The 15491-nt window shown below is 69.3% G+C and carries 17 protein-coding genes, 1 tRNA gene and 1 riboswitch; of the genes, 13 read left to right on the top strand and 5 right to left on the bottom strand.

From position 1 onward, the window contains the following. Positions 1-253 precede the first annotated feature (253 nt). From CEP50_RS13235 to CEP50_RS13215, 5 genes are all read left to right on the top strand, one after another. Positions 254-1723 (top strand): NCS2 family permease, encoded by a 1470-nt coding sequence (locus CEP50_RS13235; RefSeq protein WP_106114261.1) that lies wholly within the window; start codon positions 254-256, stop codon positions 1721-1723. A gap of 77 nt (positions 1724-1800) precedes the next feature. Next, positions 1801-2913: an XdhC family protein gene (locus tag CEP50_RS13230; protein ID WP_106114260.1), complete on the top strand. Its 1113-nt coding sequence runs from the start codon at positions 1801-1803 to the stop codon at positions 2911-2913. Further along, positions 2906-3490 (top strand): nucleotidyltransferase family protein, encoded by a 585-nt coding sequence (locus tag CEP50_RS13225; protein WP_106114259.1) that lies wholly within the window; start codon positions 2906-2908, stop codon positions 3488-3490. Before CEP50_RS13230 ends, CEP50_RS13225 begins: the two co-directional genes overlap by 8 nt. 118 nt (positions 3491-3608) lie before the next feature. Then, positions 3609-3938, top strand: a complete 330-nt coding sequence (locus tag CEP50_RS13220; RefSeq protein ID WP_019853414.1) for a hypothetical protein — start codon at positions 3609-3611, stop codon at positions 3936-3938. A 129-nt stretch (positions 3939-4067) separates the two neighbouring features. Further along, entirely contained in the window at positions 4068-4724 is a 657-nt protein-coding gene (locus CEP50_RS13215) for a TetR/AcrR family transcriptional regulator (protein ID WP_106114257.1), read from the top strand. Between the two features lie 50 nt (positions 4725-4774). Here the strand turns inward: CEP50_RS13215 and CEP50_RS13210 are convergent, their stop codons facing one another. Beyond that, positions 4775-4996, bottom strand: a complete 222-nt coding sequence (locus tag CEP50_RS13210) for a DUF3618 domain-containing protein (protein ID WP_026448855.1) — start codon at positions 4994-4996, stop codon at positions 4775-4777. Between the two features lie 215 nt (positions 4997-5211). Between CEP50_RS13210 and CEP50_RS13205 the strand changes: the two genes are divergently transcribed. Further along, positions 5212-5285: transfer RNA gene (locus CEP50_RS13205), tRNA-Leu, on the top strand. Between the two features lie 112 nt (positions 5286-5397). On the opposite strand, the gene CEP50_RS13200 is transcribed toward CEP50_RS13205, so the two are convergent. Then, positions 5398-5955, bottom strand: coding sequence for a GNAT family N-acetyltransferase (locus CEP50_RS13200; RefSeq protein ID WP_106114256.1), 558 nt, complete (start codon positions 5953-5955; stop codon positions 5398-5400). A gap of 93 nt (positions 5956-6048) precedes the next feature. Beyond that, positions 6049-6159: riboswitch (cobalamin riboswitch) on the top strand. Between the two features lie 115 nt (positions 6160-6274). Between CEP50_RS13200 and CEP50_RS13195 the strand changes: the two genes are divergently transcribed. From CEP50_RS13195 to CEP50_RS13175, 5 genes are all read left to right on the top strand, one after another. Further along, positions 6275-7483, top strand: coding sequence for a FecCD family ABC transporter permease (locus tag CEP50_RS13195; protein WP_106114255.1), 1209 nt, complete (start codon positions 6275-6277; stop codon positions 7481-7483). After that, positions 7483-8277 carry an ABC transporter ATP-binding protein gene (locus CEP50_RS13190; protein ID WP_106114254.1) on the top strand — a complete coding sequence of 265 codons (795 nt, stop codon included), beginning with the start codon at positions 7483-7485 and terminating at the stop codon, positions 8275-8277. Before CEP50_RS13195 ends, CEP50_RS13190 begins: the two co-directional genes overlap by 1 nt. Further along, positions 8274-9296, top strand: a complete 1023-nt coding sequence (locus CEP50_RS13185; protein ID WP_106114253.1) for an ABC transporter substrate-binding protein — start codon at positions 8274-8276, stop codon at positions 9294-9296. Before CEP50_RS13190 ends, CEP50_RS13185 begins: the two co-directional genes overlap by 4 nt. Before the next feature lie 87 nt (positions 9297-9383). Continuing rightward, the gene (locus tag CEP50_RS13180) at positions 9384-9893 is read left to right on the top strand and encodes a PH domain-containing protein (protein WP_106114252.1); all 510 of its coding nucleotides are present in this window, start codon (positions 9384-9386) and stop codon (positions 9891-9893) included. Further along, positions 9890-11527 (top strand): PH domain-containing protein, encoded by a 1638-nt coding sequence (locus CEP50_RS13175; protein ID WP_106114251.1) that lies wholly within the window; start codon positions 9890-9892, stop codon positions 11525-11527. The genes CEP50_RS13180 and CEP50_RS13175 overlap by 4 nt, the downstream gene beginning before the upstream one ends. 50 nt (positions 11528-11577) lie before the next feature. Here the strand turns inward: CEP50_RS13175 and CEP50_RS13170 are convergent, their stop codons facing one another. From CEP50_RS13170 to CEP50_RS13160, 3 genes are all read right to left on the bottom strand, one after another. Continuing rightward, a complete protein-coding gene (locus CEP50_RS13170; protein WP_106114250.1) occupies positions 11578-11796 on the bottom strand; it encodes a DUF397 domain-containing protein in 219 nt (72 codons plus the stop codon). Then, a complete protein-coding gene (locus tag CEP50_RS13165; protein ID WP_181188377.1) occupies positions 11797-12645 on the bottom strand; it encodes a helix-turn-helix domain-containing protein in 849 nt (282 codons plus the stop codon). Positions 12646-12757: 112 nt separating this feature from the next. Beyond that, positions 12758-14491: a pyruvate dehydrogenase gene (locus CEP50_RS13160; RefSeq protein WP_106114248.1), complete on the bottom strand. Its 1734-nt coding sequence runs from the start codon at positions 14489-14491 to the stop codon at positions 12758-12760. 237 nt (positions 14492-14728) lie between these two features. On the opposite strand from CEP50_RS13160, the gene CEP50_RS20155 reads away from it, so the two are divergent. Next, on the top strand, positions 14729-14899 hold the full coding sequence (locus CEP50_RS20155; protein WP_181188376.1) for a hypothetical protein: 171 nt from the start codon (positions 14729-14731) through the stop codon (positions 14897-14899). Between the two features lie 28 nt (positions 14900-14927). Continuing rightward, complete coding sequence (bcp, locus tag CEP50_RS13155; RefSeq protein ID WP_106114247.1) at positions 14928-15395, top strand: thioredoxin-dependent thiol peroxidase; 468 nt, start codon at positions 14928-14930, stop codon at positions 15393-15395. The last annotated feature ends 96 nt before the right edge of the window (positions 15396-15491 follow it).

Here is a 15491-nt window from a genome sequence, read left to right as displayed (position 1 = left end):
AAGGACTCCTTAGGCTGTCAGTGCCGTACACGGCGGCGCCGGTCGCGACGACCGGGTCGGACGGCGCCGCGGGGCAGGGAACCGATGGTGCGACACATCCTCCTCCCGCCCCGGAGCACGACGATCGTCGCGCTCACGAAACCAGCAGATTCAAACGCCCCTAATCGGGCCGGGCCACGTGCTGCCCGTTCCCGAGGAGAAGTCCGGCCGGTACCGGGTACGGCCGGGGGCGCCCACCGGCAGGGGAGGACACATGACCCAGCTCAGACCGGACTCCTCCGAGGAGGCACCGGTGCCAGACCGGGACGAGCGGACGAGCTCGCCGCTGGATCGTTATTTCCACATCACCGCACGGGGCTCGACACTGTCGCGGGAACTGCGCGGCGGCATCACCACCTTCGTGGCGATGTCCTACATCGTGCTGCTCAACCCCCTCATTCTGGGGTCCTCCACGGACGTCACCGGGGCCAGTCTGGGCAACGCGGAACTGACCACGGCCACGGCGCTGTGCGCGGGCGTGATGACCGTGCTCATGGGAGTCGTGGGCCACGCGCCACTGGCGATGGCGGCGGGACTCGGCGTGATCCCGGTGGTGGCTTTCACGGTGGCCCCGGAGATGACCTGGGCCCAGGCCATGGGGCTGGTGGTGCTCGAGGGCGTCTGCATCGTGCTGATGGCGGTCAGCGGTGTCCGCGAGCGAATCATCAACGCCATCCCACTGCCACTGAAGACGGCACTGACCGTGGGGATCGGGCTGTACATCGCACTGGTCGGGATGGTCAGCGCCGGGTTCGTGAGCAGGCAGCCCGACGCGGCCGACACCGACGTTCCGGTGCAGCTCGGCCCGAACGGCCACCTGATCGGGTGGCCTCTTGGTTTGTTCTGTCTGACCCTGTTGTTGATGATCGTTCTCGTGGCCAGGAAGGTTCCGGGAGCGATCCTGATCAGCATCGTCTCCGGCACGGTGCTGTCGGTGGTCGTCAACGCCGTCTTCGACGTGCCGGCCGGACAGTGGGGCCGCACCACCCCGGACCTGCCGTCCAGCCTGGTCGCCAGCCCCGACTTCGGGCTGTTCGGCGACGTCGACCTGTTCGGCGGGTTCGCGAACGCGGGAGTGATCGCCGCGACCGTGTTCCTGTTCACCCTCGTGCTGTCCGGTTTCTTCGACGCGATGGGAACGATCACCAGTGTCAGCAGCGAGGCCGGGCTGACCGACTCCCAGGGCAAGGTCCGGGGAATGGGCCGGATCCTGCTCGTCGACGGGGCCGGGGCCATGGCCGGCGGTTTCACCGGTTCGTCACCGAACACGGTCTTCCTCGAATCCGCGGCCGGGGTCGCCGAGGGAGCCCGTACCGGCCTGGCCAGCGTGGTCACCGGGGTCCTGTTCGCGGCCACCATGTTGTTCACCCCTCTGGCGGCCGTGGTGCCCGCCCAGGCGGCGGCACCGGCGCTCGTGCTGGTCGGGGGCATGATGATGGCGCAGGTGCGCAACATCCCGTGGCAGGACGAGGACTTCGTGGTTCCGGTGTTCCTGACCGTGGCGATCATCCCGTTCACCTACTCGATCACCAACGGTGTCGGGGCGGGGCTGATCTCCTACTGTGCGATCAAGATCTGCAAGGGGCGTGTCCGGGAACTGGGGTGGCTGCTGAGCGTCCTGGCCCTGGTGTTCGCCCTCTACTTCGGGATCGAGGGGATCAAGGCCGTGTTCGGCGTCTCGTGACCCTCGGCGGCCACGGGCACGGACCGCCGGAGGACGGAGGGCTCTCCCGCTCGGTTCGATGGTGAAAGGAGGCACACATGCGTGAGATCGCGGATGACCTGCTGCGCTGGACCGAAGCGGGCGAGCCGTTCGTCGTCGCCTCGATCGTCGAGGTCCACGGCAGCGCCCCGCGCGGCGTCGGTGCCGCCGCCGCCATCAGGGGCGACGGCACCATCGCGGGAAGTCTCTCCGGCGGTTGTGTGGAGGGGTCGGTACACGCGCTGGCCCTGGAGGCCCTGTCCGAACGACGCCCCCGTCGGACCTCGTTCGAGTACGACCCGAACGACCCCTTCGCGGTCGGCCTGACCTGTGGAGGGAATCTGGAGGTGCTGCTGCACCCCGTTCACCCCACCACACCCGGGGAACGGGGCACGGCCGACACGTCCGAGGTGCTCGCCGCGGCGCTGCGTTCGGCCGGATCCGGTCGCCCGGTGGCACTCGCCCGGCTGGTCGAGACCGGCGCGACCGTGGCGGTGTGGCCGGAGGAACACCTCGGCAGCACCGGCGAGGACGCCCTCGACGAGTCGGTGCGGGCCGAGGCCAGAGCGATGCTCGAACAGGGGGGCTCGGGCCTGCGTCACCTGTGCGTTCCCGGAGAGCCGGACCGGGAGCGCACCGTGTTCGTCGAGGCGTGGACCACCCCGGCACGCATGCTGGTGTTCGGGGCGGTGGACCACGCCGCCGCGCTGGCCCGGATGGGCAAGTTCCTCGGATACCACGTCACCGTGTGCGACGCCCGCGCGGTGTTCGCCACCGAGCGGCGTTTCCCCGCCGCCGACGAGGTGGTGGTCCGCTGGCCGCACGACTATCTGTCCACGGTGGAGACCGACGGCCGCACCGTGGTCTGCGTCCTCACCCACGACCCGAAGTTCGACGTCCCCGTCCTGCGGGAGGCGCTGCGCGGCCCGGCCGCCTACATCGGGGCCCTCGGCTCCCGCCGCACCCACGCCGACCGGGTGGAACGGCTGCGGAAGGAAGGGGTCACCGACCGGGAGCTGGAGCGGTTGCGGGCCCCGATCGGGCTCGACCTGGGTGGGCACACCCCGGAGGAGACGGCCGTGTCCATCGCGGCGGAGATCGTCGCCCTCCGGCACGGCGGCAGCGCGGCCCCGTTGACCCACACCAGCGGCCCCATCCACGCCCATGGCTGACGGGGTGGCGGGGCTGGTGCTGGCCGCGGGGGCGGGCCGTCGCTTCGGGCGGCCCAAGGCGCTGCTGCGGCGCGGCGGCTCGTTGTTCGTCGAACACGCCGTGGACGTGCTGCGCTCCGGCGGCTGCGCTCCCGTCGTGGTGGTGCTGGGAGCCGCCGCGGAGACCGTTCTCGAACGCGCCGACCTCAACGGGGCACGAACCGTCCACAACGAGCAGTGGCCCACCGGGATGGGTTCCTCGCTGCGTCTCGGCCTGCGCCGTCTGAACGAGACACCCACGGAGGGGACCTCGGCGGCGCTGATCCTTCCGGTGGACATGCCCGGGATGACCGCGGCGGCGGTGCGACGGGTGGCCGCCCACGCAGCGCCGGATGCGCTGGCGGCCGCCTGTTACGGAGGTGAACGCGGTCATCCGGTGCTGCTCGGACGGCGGCACTGGGACGGTGTCGCCGAGCGCGCCCTCGGGGACCGGGGGGCGCGCGACTACCTCCGTGAGCGGACCGTGACTCTCGTGCCCTGCGAGGACGTCGCCTCGGGGGAGGACGTGGACCGCCCCGCAGACCTGGACGGGGGATAACCCGTAGAGTCGGTGACCACGCGTGAGTGACCGCGCCTATCCTTTCCGAATCGGCCGAGTTCCGGCCGGAACGCGCGATGTCACGGCGACGACCGAGCACGCTGGACGCGGAGGCACCATGGCTCAGGGGCACGTAACCGTCAACTATCTGCCCGACGGAAACGACTGGACGGTCACCGTCACGGCGGGATCGGAAACCCGCACCGCACAGGCGCCCGGTCTGATCTCGGCCAGGGACGCGGCCGAGCAGCTCGTCGAGCAGCTCGTTCCGAATTCGGCCGGTCGAGTGGTGATCCACCTGCTCGACGGGGACGGTTTCGCGTTCAGCACGGCCTACCTCCAGGCCAGGCACGGGCTGTCCGACGAGACCACCCGTGCCGCCGCCCAGCAGGCCGCTGCCGCGGCGGCACAGCAGAACCCTCCGAACCCGCTGGGTGGTTTACGCTGAACCGTTCCGTCCGCCGTGCTCCCCATCTCGGTGGGGTCCGCCGGACACGGCACCCGCGTCCCCGGCGGACGAACCGAGTCGAGGCACACGGCGCGGGAACGGCTCCCGCCGAGGAAGGCTCGTTCTACGATGTCGGCTGTGAACGCACCGATCGGCCGTGACCGGGAGGACTCCCGGACCGCAACCACCTCACGGGGCTCGTCCACGGGCTCGACCTCCGGCAGAGGACGCCCTCGGGACGCCACCAGGGACGCCGCCCTCCGGACCGCCGCGCTGGAAGTGCTGGCCGAAGTGGGCTATCGCGCGCTCACCATGGACGCCGTGGCCGCGCAGGCGCGAGCGGGCAAGGCGACCATCTACCGGCGCTGGGAATCCAAGCTGGAGCTGGTCATCGACACCTGCACCCAGTTGGTGCAGCGCAACATCCCCCGTCCGGACAACGGGACGATCGAACAGGATCTCGGTGAGTTCCTCAGCGCCTTCGCCGAGTTCCTCAGTGGACCGGTGGGCAAGGCCGCCCAGGCGCTCGTGGGAGAACTTCCGCACGAGCCCGAACTGGCCGAGGCCTTTCGCGACTCGTTCCTGCTGCCGCAGCGGGACGTGCTGCGCGAGATCATCGACCGGGGCGGGGAACGTGGGGAGATCCGCGCCGACGCTCCGGTGGACACCGTCGTGGAACTGGCGGGGGCCGCGCTGATCCACAGACTCATGCTGACCGGGGATCCGTTGGACCAGCGGTTCGTGAACAGGTTGCTGCACGAGGCACTGCTGCCGCTGCTGCGGTGACTGGGCAGTACGGGCGGCAAGCCGGTCCGGTGTCCGGCTTGCCCGTGGGCTCAGCGCAGCAGTTTGCGGAGCACGAGCGCGGCCGTCAACGCGCCGACACCGATCAGCGCGTAGCGGATCCGCGGGTCCTCCAGTTTCTCCCTCAGAGTGGCCTTGCCCGCTTCGACCGCCCGGGTGGGGTTGGCTTTGGTCTCCAGTTCGTCCAGCGAGGCCGCCAGGGCGTCACGTGCCTTCTCGATGTCACGCTGGATGGCGTCGGGATCGCGGGCCACCTGTTCCTCCTCGTACTTCCCGGGGTCGTGGTCGGCCTGGTCTGCTCGGGGCACCGGACGTCCGGCTCGGCCGTCCCCGGTGCGGACTCCCGGCTGTGCCCACCGTAGAGCACACCGGGCTGAGCGGGGCGGCCACACCGACCGTGTCGCGAAGTCGTCACGAATCCGGGCCGCTTCCGTACCCGCCGGGATCCTACCGTTATTCTGGCCGTCACGGGGCCGTAGCCCAATTGGCAGAGGCACTAGGTTTAGGTCCTAGCCAGTGCGGGTTCGAATCCCGCCGGCCTCACCCCTTCGTTCTCTCGGGTGTGGGGAACGTCCGACGCACCACACCGCGAACACGGCGAGAGGCATCCACGACGACGTCCTCGTTTTCCCGATGGTCGACCCGACCTTCACGCTCACCGTGTCCGTGGCGGGCGGAGATCCCTGACCAGCACGTCGTGGATCGGTGACCCGGGAAGTGGGTTGCGCTTCCGGGCGACCTTGAGCCACCCCCAGCTCGCGTAGGCGTGTTGGGCGGCATCCGCGTCGGGGCGCACGGTCAGCGTCGCACGTTCCTCGCGGCGGTCCTCCCGGAGAAGGTCGTGCAACCGTGCGGCGACTCCGCTGCCACGCCAGGGCCGCCGCACGAGCAGTTCGACCAGAACGAACGTTCGCCCCGGTGGCCCGTCGGTGACTGCCGGTTCAACATCGGTCGTGAGGTCTGTCCACCAGGAAGCGGACGGGGGCGTGGTGAGACCGAAGCCGGCCATGTTCTCAGCCGGGTCACGGGCGATGACCAGACCGGCTCCCGGCCGCTGACGTTGTGCCTCGAATCGGTCTTCGAACAGCCGGACGTGCTCCTCCCCGTACTCGTAGGGTGGTTCCGAGAAGACCTCGCGGTACACCTCCCCCAGCTCGTGGCGGAGCTCGCCCGCTTCCTCGGCGGGCACACGGTGGAACTCGACATCACTCACGCGGATCGTTCTCTCTCCGGAGAGAACCGGGGCGCCCTGTGGGTACACCCACAGGGCATGGACAATCGCAACCTTTTTGCAGAAAATCATCCGAAAGAATCAAACGACAGCGTTCGGGGGAAGTCCGGTGCGAATCCGGCGCTGACCCGCAACGGTGAGCTCCTGTGAGCGAGCCCGAGAACCCGGCGCTGTCGCGGCAAGCTCCACGACCGTCGAGGACCGCGGCCGGGAGCCCGAGCACGACGCCCCTGAGTGCGCCGGAGCACGCGTGCTGGGCACCCCAAACGCGGTCCAACCAGCACAGAAAGGCACCGGCGTTGTGCGACACCACTCCGACTCGTCCCCTCCCCCGTCCCCGGCGGAGTCCGATTCACCGGAGGACACGGAGGACCGGACACCGCTGAGCGTACTCACCGCTCCGGCGGCCGGGAACCCGACCGGACGGGAAGCGCCCGCCGGGGAACGGCCACGACCGGGGGCCGGGGAAGACAGGGAGCGGACACGACTGCCGCTGCTGTGCTCTCTGCTGACGGTGCTGCTGGTGGTCTCGGTGGTCTGCGGCGTGGCCCTCGGCCCGACGAGTGTCCCGCTCGGCAAAACGGTCGAGCTGCTCTGGCAGGCGCTGCGCGGGGGCGTGATCCCGGCCGAGGACGCGGGCGTGTACTACATCATCTGGGACGTGCGGCTGCCCAGGGTGCTGCTGGCCGCCGTGGTCGGAGCCGGACTCAGCGCCGTGGGCGTGGCCACCCAGGCGATGGTGCGCAACGCCCTGGCCGATCCCTTCGTGCTGGGGATCTCCTCGGGAGCCTCCGTGGGAGCCAGTGCCGTGGCACTGTACGGAGTGCTGGGAGCGCTGGGGCTGTACGCCCTGTCCACGGCCGCCTTCCTCGGGGCGCTGGTGGCCACCGTGCTGGTCTATCTGATCGCCCGCACCGCCGAGGGGCTCACCCCACTGCGGTTGATCCTGACCGGAACGGCGATGTCCTACGGGTTCTCGGCCGTCACCACCCTGCTGGTGTTCCAGTCACCGAACGGCAACGCGGCCAAGGCCACGATGTTCTGGCTGCTCGGCAGTCTCGGCGGGGTCACCTGGAACTCGTTGCCCGTGGCCACGGTGGTCCTCGCCTGTGGACTGTGCTACCTGCTGCTGTCGGCCGAACGTCTCAACGCGCTGGCCATGGGCGACGAGACGGCCACGACTCTGGGGGTGGATCCGGGGCGGTTCCGGCGTGAGCTGTTCGTGCTGGCCGCGGCGGTCACCGGGGTGCTGGTCGCCATCAGCGGGGCGGTCGGTTTCGTCGGGCTGATGCTGCCCCACCTGGCACGGCTGATGGTGGGAGCCGACCATCGCCGGGTCCTGCTGCTGGCCCCGCTGGCCGGAGCGGTGTTCCTGGTGTGGACGGACCTGCTCGCCAGGACGGTGGCCGCTCCCGAACAACTCCCCCTCGGTGTGATCACCGCGGCGATCGGCGTGCCCTGCTTCCTGCTGCTGATGCACCGCCGCAAGGCCACGTTGGGAGGTCGCTGATGGAACTGGAACTGGCGGGTCTCGGCGTGTCCGTGGCGGACAAACGGCTCGTGCGGGACGTGGACGTGCACGTCGGCGAGGGAAGTCTCGTCGGTCTGGTCGGTCCCAACGGCAGCGGTAAGTCCACCACCCTGCGGTGCGTGTACCGCTCCCTGAGTCCCGACCGGGGTGAGGTGCGGCTCGGCGGGGAGAACGTGACCGCGATGTCGCTGCGGGAGAGCGCCCGCCGCATCGCCGCGCTCACCCAGGAGTCCCAGTCGGAGTTCGACTTCACCGTCGGCGAGGTCGTCGACATGGGAAACACCCCCCACCGTGTTTCCGAAAGGTCCGACCGGGCACGCGGGCGCGGCGCGGCGCTGCGCGCCGTGGGATGCGCGCACCTGGAACACCGCAGCGTGCTCTCGCTGTCCGGCGGCGAGAAACAGCGGGTGCTCATCGCCCGGGCGCTGGTGCAACGCCCGGAACTGCTGGTGCTGGACGAACCGACGAACCACCTGGACGTGCGCCACCAGCTGGAGATGCTCTCCCTGGTGCGCAGACTGCGCCTGACCACCCTGACCGCGCTGCACGACCTGAATCTGGCCGCGGCCTGGTGCGACCACGTCTACGTGCTCTGCCAGGGGCGCGTGGTGGCGGGCGGCCCACCCACCGAGGTGCTCACCCCGGAGATCATCGGCGAGGTCTTCGGGGTCCGGGTGCACGTGGTCGACCACCCGGAGACACGTGCTCCCCAGCTGCTGTTCTCCCCCGTCGAGTCGGGGACCGATCCGTCGAAAGGACACCAGAGGCCATGACCGTGCTCCGGAACTCCCTGGCGCGGGGAGTCTGTCTGCTGATGGCGGGAACGCTGCTCGGGGGGTGTGGGGCCCAAGTGGCCGAACGTTCCTCGGGAGAGGTTCCGGAACGCTTCCCCGTCACACTGACCAACTGCGAACGCGAACGCACCTACGAGCGGCCCCCGGAGAAGGTGGTCACCAACGACATCGGAATCACCGAGATCATGTTCGCCCTGGGACTGGAGGACCGCATGGCCGGTTACTTCCTGTCCGACGGCCAGCGCTCCGGAGTGCGGAGCTCACCGTGGTCGGAGAGTTTCGAGAAGGTCCCCCACCTGGGCGAGGAGATCGACATGGAGGGAGTCCGCGCGGCGAACGCGGACATGGTCTTCGCCGGCTGGAACTACGGGTTCGGGGAGACGGCGCGTTTCACCCCGGAGAGGTTGAGCGGCGAGGGGATCGACGCCTACGTGCTCAGCGAGTCCTGCCGCACCGGTTCCGGGGACGAGCGCGGCATCATGCCTCCGCTGGAGGCGTTGTACACCGACATCCGCAACCTGGGCGAGCTGTTCGGGGTGCGGGAACGGGCGGAGAGGCTCGTCTCCGAGTACGAGACCACGGTCGAGCGGGCACGGAAGGACACGGACGGGCAACGCCCCACCGTCTTCCTGTACGACTCGGGACGCAGCGAACCGGTCACCTCGGGCAACGGCGGCGCGGCCGACCAGATCATCGAGAAGGCCGGGGGCAGGAACGTCTTCCACGACCTCGACGACAGCTGGACCACGGTCAGCTGGGAAACCGTACTGCGCGCCGACCCGGACGCCATCCTGATCAACGACTACGGGGACAAAACGTCCCGGGAGAAGATCGAGTTCCTGCGCAACCACCCCACCTTCTCCAAGATCGAGGCCGTCCGCGAGAACAGGTTCCTCACCCTGCCCTACGCGGCGCTCGTGGAAGGCCCCCGCAACCCCTCGGCGGTGCGGAGGACGGCCGAGTTCCTGGACACCGTCCCGGAGGACGATCAGCGGTGACGGTCCGGGCCGGCCGGGGGACACCGGGGTTCCCGTGGGTGAGGTCCTGCCAGAATGTGGCCGCGACACCGCGGGTTCGGAGGGACGATGATCGACACCGGCAGTACCGGCGGTGCGGTGCGGCTGCGGCCGCCCCGTCACCGGGTCAACCGACGCGCTCTCCCCTGGTGGGGCTGTCGCGCCGCGGGAGAGGTACTGGTCGTGCTGGCCGGGATGCTGCTGGCGGCGTGGTGGTTCTCGCTGTGGCGGGAGCTGTTCCTCCCGCTGCTGGTGGTCGCCGTCCTCGGATGCTGCTATGTGGTGGTCATGCCGTGGTGGCGCTACCGGGTGCACCGGTGGGAGACCACCGAGTCCGCCGTGTACACCGCCAGTGGGTGGATCAGCCGTGAATGGCGGGTGGCCCCGATGTCCAGGATCCAGACCGTGGACACCGCACGCGGACCCTTGCAACGCGTCTTCGGGCTGTCCAGTGTGACCGTCACGACCGCCTCGGCCGCGGGGCCGCTGAGCATCGACGGGCTCGACCACCGGGTGGCCGCCGAACTGGCCGAACTGCTGACCAGAACCACCCAGGCCACTCCGGGGGACGCCACGTGAGCGGGCCCGAGACCGACCGCGCCGAACACGAGGAGCACCCCGGTCGGCAGGACCTCTCCCGGTGGCAGCGGCTGTCCCCGCGAAGCGTGCTCGCCTCGTCCGGGATGCTGGCGGTGCCGCTGGTGACAGCGCTCGTGTTGCGGGTGTCCACCTCCGAGGATCCGACGCGCGGACTGTTCGAGGCCGCCGGCCTGCTGGCGGTGGCGGTTCTGGTGGTGGCGTCCGCCTGGTGGCGGTGGTTCTTCACGCGTTTCCGGGTCACCGAGCAGCGTTTCGAACTGCGTCAGGGCAATGTGGCCCGCAGTTTCCGGTCGATCCCCCGGGAACGCATCCGCAGTGTCGACCTGACCGCCCCGGTGCTGCACCGGGTGTTGGGACTGTCCGTGGTGCGCATCGGTACCGGACAACGGTCCGAGGGGGACTCCGAGCTTCGCCTGGACGCCCTGTCCACCCCGCAGGCCGAGCTGCTGCGTGAACTGCTGCTGCGGAAAGAACCGGGCACCTCCGACACGGAGGGCACGGGAGCGGCCCACCACGCCGGGGCACGAAACGGGATCGAACTGGCCACGATGCGGCCCAGCTGGTACGGCTACAGCACCCTGACCGCCTCGCTGCTGCTGGTCACCTGGGCCGCCCTCGCCTCGGCACTGAGCAGTCTGAGCGACCTGTTGCGGGCGTTCGGAGCCACCTCCTGGGTGCTGGAACGGCTGCCCACCACGACGGAGCAGGCACTCGCCGGGGGCACGCTGTGGGTGGGAGTGCTCGTGCTGCTGCTGGTGCTGCTGCTCGGCGGATGGCTCGGAGCTCTGGTGATCTCGGTGGAGATGTGGTGGGGATTCCGGCTCACCCTGGAGAACGAGCACACGCTGCGGGTCCGGCGGGGACTGCTGACCACACGGGCGGTGTCGCTGGAGAAACGCAGGCTCCGTGGCGTGGAGCTGGCCGAGCCGTTGCTGCTCCGTGCCGCCGGCGGGGGCAGGCTCGGCGCGGTGGCCACCGGCCTGGAATCGGGTGCTTCGGCCAACGGGGACAACAAGGCGCTGCTGCCGCCCGCTCCGCGCCGGGTGGCGACACGGATCGGTGCCGAGGTGCTCGACGGCAGGGTCGGGTTTCCGCCCTCCGAACGGCTGCGGAAACACCCCCGGGCGGCGTTGCGCCGGAGGATGGCACGGGCGGGGCTCGTGGTGGGCGGGGTGCTGGCGGCGGCCACCACGGCGCCTCTCCTCGGCCCGCTGCCGTGGTGGTTCCCGCCGGTGACGGCGGCCCTCGCGGCCGTGCCGGCCGTGTTGTTCGCCCGGGACGCCTACCGGAGTCTCGGACACGCGCTGTGTGGAGAGTTCCTGGTCACACGCTGGGGTACCGGGGTGCGCAGGACGGTGCTGTTGCAACGTGACGCGATCATCGGGTGGCGTCTCCGACAGTCGCCGCTGCAACGACTCTCCGGGGTGTTGACGCTCGCCGCCACCACGGCGGCCGGCAACGGGTGGTACGCGATCCGCGATGTGGACGGCGCCCGCGGGGTGGAGTTCGCCGAACGGGCCGTGCCGGGGTTGCTCGCCTCGTTCCTGGAGAGGCGGGACTCCGAGGACACGACACCCACCGAGGACGAGAGGACCACCCCCTCGGAGGAGTGACCGTCCGTGTGGGACGGAACAGCACCCGCCCCACACCCGAGTGGAGGACCTCACCGCCGGTGGGAGGGTTGGCTCCTTCCGACCCGTCCGGGAATTCTTTTGATCATGTCCAGAAATGCTTTCCACTGGGGGCGGCCCACGGTCAGCTGACCGGCGGGACGGTTCTTGCTGTCCCGAAGGCCTATCCGACTCTCCGAGAATCCCACTTCGACGCACTGACCCTGCCCCTGAGTGCGACTGCTACGACGCCATGAAAAGAATTCGAACATTTACAGTTCTCCTAGTCTTCCTCTGATCACGTCCAGCGACTCCCGCGGGTCGAAGGCGTGTTTGCGTAAATGATCCATCATGGCGTTGTAGTTCGACAGATCCTTCTCACTTTCGAGGTACAGACCGCCCGCGTGTGTTTCGAGGTAGACGATGTCCGGGTCCACACTCTCGGGGTAACGCAGAATGACGAACGGTCCTATCTGGGCGGGATGAGCCCCCGCCTCCAACGGCATGACCTGGACGGTGATGTTCGGGTACTCGGCCAGCTCCAGCACGTGGTGCAGCTGGGAACGCAGCACCGACGCACCTCCCACCCTCCTCCGCAGGGCGGTCTCTCCGACCACCGCCCACAGTTCGAGCGGATCGGTTCCGGTGATTCTGTGCTGCCTCCGTATCCGCAGTTCCGCCCTGCGACGAATCTCCTCCTCCGAGGCGTCGATCAGGGTTTCCTTCGTGATCGAGTAGGCGTATTCCTCGGTTTGCAGCAGACCGGGAACTGCCTCCAACTCGTAGGTGTACAACGCCGAGGCCTCGGCCTCCAGCCCCACGTAGGTCTCGTACCATTCGGGGAGGATGTCGCTGTAGGACTGCCACCAACCTCGTTTCCGCGCGTCCCGCGCCAGTTCGAGCAACTCCGGTTTGACGTGCTCCTCCACCCCGTAGAAATCCAGCAGTCTGGTCACGTCGTCGACCGTCGGGGACCGTTTCGCCGTTTCGAACCGTCCGATCTTGGCCTGGGTGCATCCCAGGTGTTCGGCTGCCTGCTGCTGGGTGACCCCCCGCGAGGTACGCAGTTTTCTCAACTCCGCCGCGAGTCTGCGGCGCCGGACTGTCGGGCTCCCTGTCATGTCCCCAGTCTGCTCATGTGCACAGCACAACGTCACCACACTGTTACCGGTCGAACAGGACGAAACCGACGCGCTCGGCCGACGAGCCACCGACGGGGAGGGCCCGGGCCCCTCAGCGGCCGGGAATGTTGCGCAGGTTGCTGCGCGCCAGACGGATCATCTTGCCCACCCCACCGGAGAGCACCGTCCTGCTCACGGCCAACGCGAAACCCTTGACCTGGGCTCCGGTGATGTGCGGCGGCAGGGACAGGGCGTTCGGATCGGTCACCACGTCCACCACCGCCGGCCCCGGGTGGGAGAAGGCGTCGTGCAGGGCCACCCGCACCTCGTCCGGACGGCTGACCCGCACCGAGTACAGCCCCAACGCCCCGGCCAGGGCGGCGAAGTCCACCGGTTCGTGGTCGGTGCCGTGGTCGGGCATCCCGTCCACCAGCATCTCCAGCTTCACCATGCCCAGCGAGGCGTTGTTGAACAGCACCACCTTGACCGGCAGCTCGTGCGTGCGCAGGGTCAGCAGCTCGCCGAGCAGCATGGACAGTCCGCCGTCCCCGGCCATGGCCACCACCTGCCGGTCGCGGTCGGCGAACTGCGCCCCGATGGCGTGGGGCAGGGCGTTGGCCATCGAACCGTGGATGAACGAGCCGATCATCCTGCGCCGACCGTTCGGGGTGACGTAGCGCGCGGACCAGACGTTGCACATCCCGGTGTCCACGGTGAACACGGCGTCCTCGGCCGCCACGTCGTCGAGGACGTCGGCCACATACTCCGGATGGATGGGAACCTGGGTCTCCACGTCCCTGGTGTAGGCCTCCACCACCCGTTCGAGGATCTCGGCGTGTTCGCGCAGCATCCTGTCCAGGAACTCCCGGTCGGTCTTGGTGTTCAGGTGCGGCAGCACGGCACGCACGGTCTCGGCCACGTCACCCTGCACCGCGAAGTCCAGCACGGTGCGCCGCGCCAGGTGCGCCGGTTCGATGTCCACCTGAACGGTGTTGGCCTGGGGCAGGAAGTTGTCGTAGGGGAAGTCCGTTCCGAGCAGCACCACCAGGTCGGCCCGGTGCATGGCCTCGTGACACGCGCCGTAGCCGAGCAGGCCGCTCATGCCCACGTCGAACGGGTTGTCGTACTGGATCCACTCCTTGCCGCGCAGCGCGTGCCCCACCGGGGCCTTGAGGGTCTCGGCCAGTCGCATCACCTCGTCGTGGGCCCTGCCAGCCCCCGCCCCGCAGAACAACATCACCCGGTCGGCGGAGTTCAGTGCCCGGGCCAGTTGCAGCACCTGTGACTCCGGTGGGACCACGCTCGGGGGCTCACAGTGGACCCTTCCCTCTCCGGTGGGGTTCGCCGTGGAGCGTTCCGCCACGTCCCCCGGCATGACCAGCACCGACACCCCGCGCCTGCCCGCCGCGGTCTGTAGCGCGCTGCGCAGCAGGCGCGGCATCTGCTCCGGGTGGGAGAGCACCTCGCACAGATGACTGCACTCGTTGAACATCCGCTCCGGGTGGGTTTCCTGGAAGAAACCGGTTCCTATCTGGGCCGAGGGGATCTGCGAGGCCAGTGCCAGCACGGGCGCGCCGCTGCGGTGCGCGTCGAACAGGCCGTTGATCAGGTGCAGGTTGCCCGGTCCGCAGCTTCCCGCGCACACCGCCAGCCTTCCGGTGATCTGGGCCTCCGCCGCGGCGGCGAAGGCCGCGGCCTCCTCGTGGCGCACGTGCACCCACTCGATGCCGTCGGTGCGTCTGACAGCGTCCACGACGGGGTTGAGGCTGTCCCCCACGATGCCGTAGATCCGCCGCACCCCTGCTTCGACGAGTATCTCGATGAACTGGTCGGCCACTGTCGGCATCGCTGCTCCCACGACGAGGATCCTGTTGGCACTCGGCTGGTGGGCCCGTCGAGGTCTTCGACGAAGGCTCCGGTTGGTGACCGTCGCCGCAGCGGCGCGGGGGCGCAACTCGAGAAGGACCTCGCGGCGAGCCCGCTTCCACCATTCCTCCTATCGAGGGATGGACGGTAACGATTCCGAACCGTTCGACGATCTTGTCGTCGAAAGACGAAAAACGATCACGCGAAGGGACCTGCGGTGAACGTCCGCGTTTACACGTTGTCCGCCATAGCGGTGACGCTCTCCGCCGCTGCGGGGTTGTGGTTCGGAGCCGTTCTCGCCACCACCGATTTCGACGCGGAACGTGCCGGTTCCGATCCAGCCCCCGAAGCGGCGGTGGTCTCCGGGGCGCGGGGACCCACACCGTGACTGCAGCGTCATGGGCTAGCGTCGGGGCATGACGGAAAAACTCTCCCCGGGCGACCTCGCCCCGGATTTCACCCTGTCCGACGCCGACGACAACCCCGTGACCCTGTCCAGCTACCGGGGTACTCCGGTGGTCGTGTACTTCTACCCGGCCGCCGGAACCCCCGGTTGCACCACGGAGGCCTGCGACTTCCGGGACAATCTCGCCGACCTGGAGGGGGCCGGTTTCGCGGTGCTCGGTGTCTCGCCGGACAAACCGGCCAAGCTCGCCGAGTTCCGCGACTCCGAGGGGCTCACCTTCCCCCTGCTGTCCGATCCGGACCACACGGTCATGACCCGGTGGGGGGCCTACGGCGAGAAGAACAACTACGGCAAGGTCGTGCAGGGCGTGATCCGCTCGACGTTCGTGGTCGACGCCGAGGGCCGCGTCCAGCAGGCGATGTACAACGTCAAGGCGACCGGCCACGTCGACCGGTTGCGTCGTGAGATCGGGGTCTGACGAGCCGTTCGACCTCCGGTTTCGCAGCGGGGCCCGTTCCCGGCGCGGGCCCGACGCGCGCCCGGTTCTCCTCACCCGGCACGGTGACCGGGTTCC

The sequence above is a fragment of the Actinopolyspora mortivallis genome, assembly GCF_003001495.1.
Taxonomy (GTDB): domain Bacteria; phylum Actinomycetota; class Actinomycetes; order Mycobacteriales; family Pseudonocardiaceae; genus Actinopolyspora; species Actinopolyspora mortivallis_A.
Note: the sequence above shows the minus strand (reverse complement) of the source record. Positions and strands in the feature narration are given on the sequence as shown.

Excerpts from the sequence above, each read along its gene's own strand:
- CEP50_RS13235 (WP_106114261.1), top strand. The coding sequence starts at position 254 with ATGACCCAGCTCAGACCGGACTCCTCCGAGGAGGCACCGGTGCCAGAC.
- CEP50_RS13230 (WP_106114260.1), top strand. The coding sequence starts at position 1,801 with ATGCGTGAGATCGCGGATGACCTGCTGCGCTGGACCGAAGCGGGCGAG.
- CEP50_RS13225 (WP_106114259.1), top strand. The coding sequence starts at position 2,906 with ATGGCTGACGGGGTGGCGGGGCTGGTGCTGGCCGCGGGGGCGGGCCGT.
- CEP50_RS13220 (WP_019853414.1), top strand. The coding sequence starts at position 3,609 with ATGGCTCAGGGGCACGTAACCGTCAACTATCTGCCCGACGGAAACGAC.
- CEP50_RS13215 (WP_106114257.1), top strand. The coding sequence starts at position 4,068 with ATGTCGGCTGTGAACGCACCGATCGGCCGTGACCGGGAGGACTCCCGG.
- CEP50_RS13190 (WP_106114254.1), top strand. The coding sequence starts at position 7,483 with ATGGAACTGGAACTGGCGGGTCTCGGCGTGTCCGTGGCGGACAAACGG.
- CEP50_RS13185 (WP_106114253.1), top strand. The coding sequence starts at position 8,274 with ATGACCGTGCTCCGGAACTCCCTGGCGCGGGGAGTCTGTCTGCTGATG.
- CEP50_RS13180 (WP_106114252.1), top strand. The coding sequence starts at position 9,384 with ATGATCGACACCGGCAGTACCGGCGGTGCGGTGCGGCTGCGGCCGCCC.
- CEP50_RS13170 (WP_106114250.1), bottom strand. The coding sequence starts at position 11,796 with ATGTTCGAATTCTTTTCATGGCGTCGTAGCAGTCGCACTCAGGGGCAG.
- CEP50_RS13165 (WP_181188377.1), bottom strand. The coding sequence starts at position 12,645 with ATGACAGGGAGCCCGACAGTCCGGCGCCGCAGACTCGCGGCGGAGTTG.
- CEP50_RS13160 (WP_106114248.1), bottom strand. The coding sequence starts at position 14,491 with ATGCCGACAGTGGCCGACCAGTTCATCGAGATACTCGTCGAAGCAGGG.
- bcp (WP_106114247.1), top strand. The coding sequence starts at position 14,928 with ATGACGGAAAAACTCTCCCCGGGCGACCTCGCCCCGGATTTCACCCTG.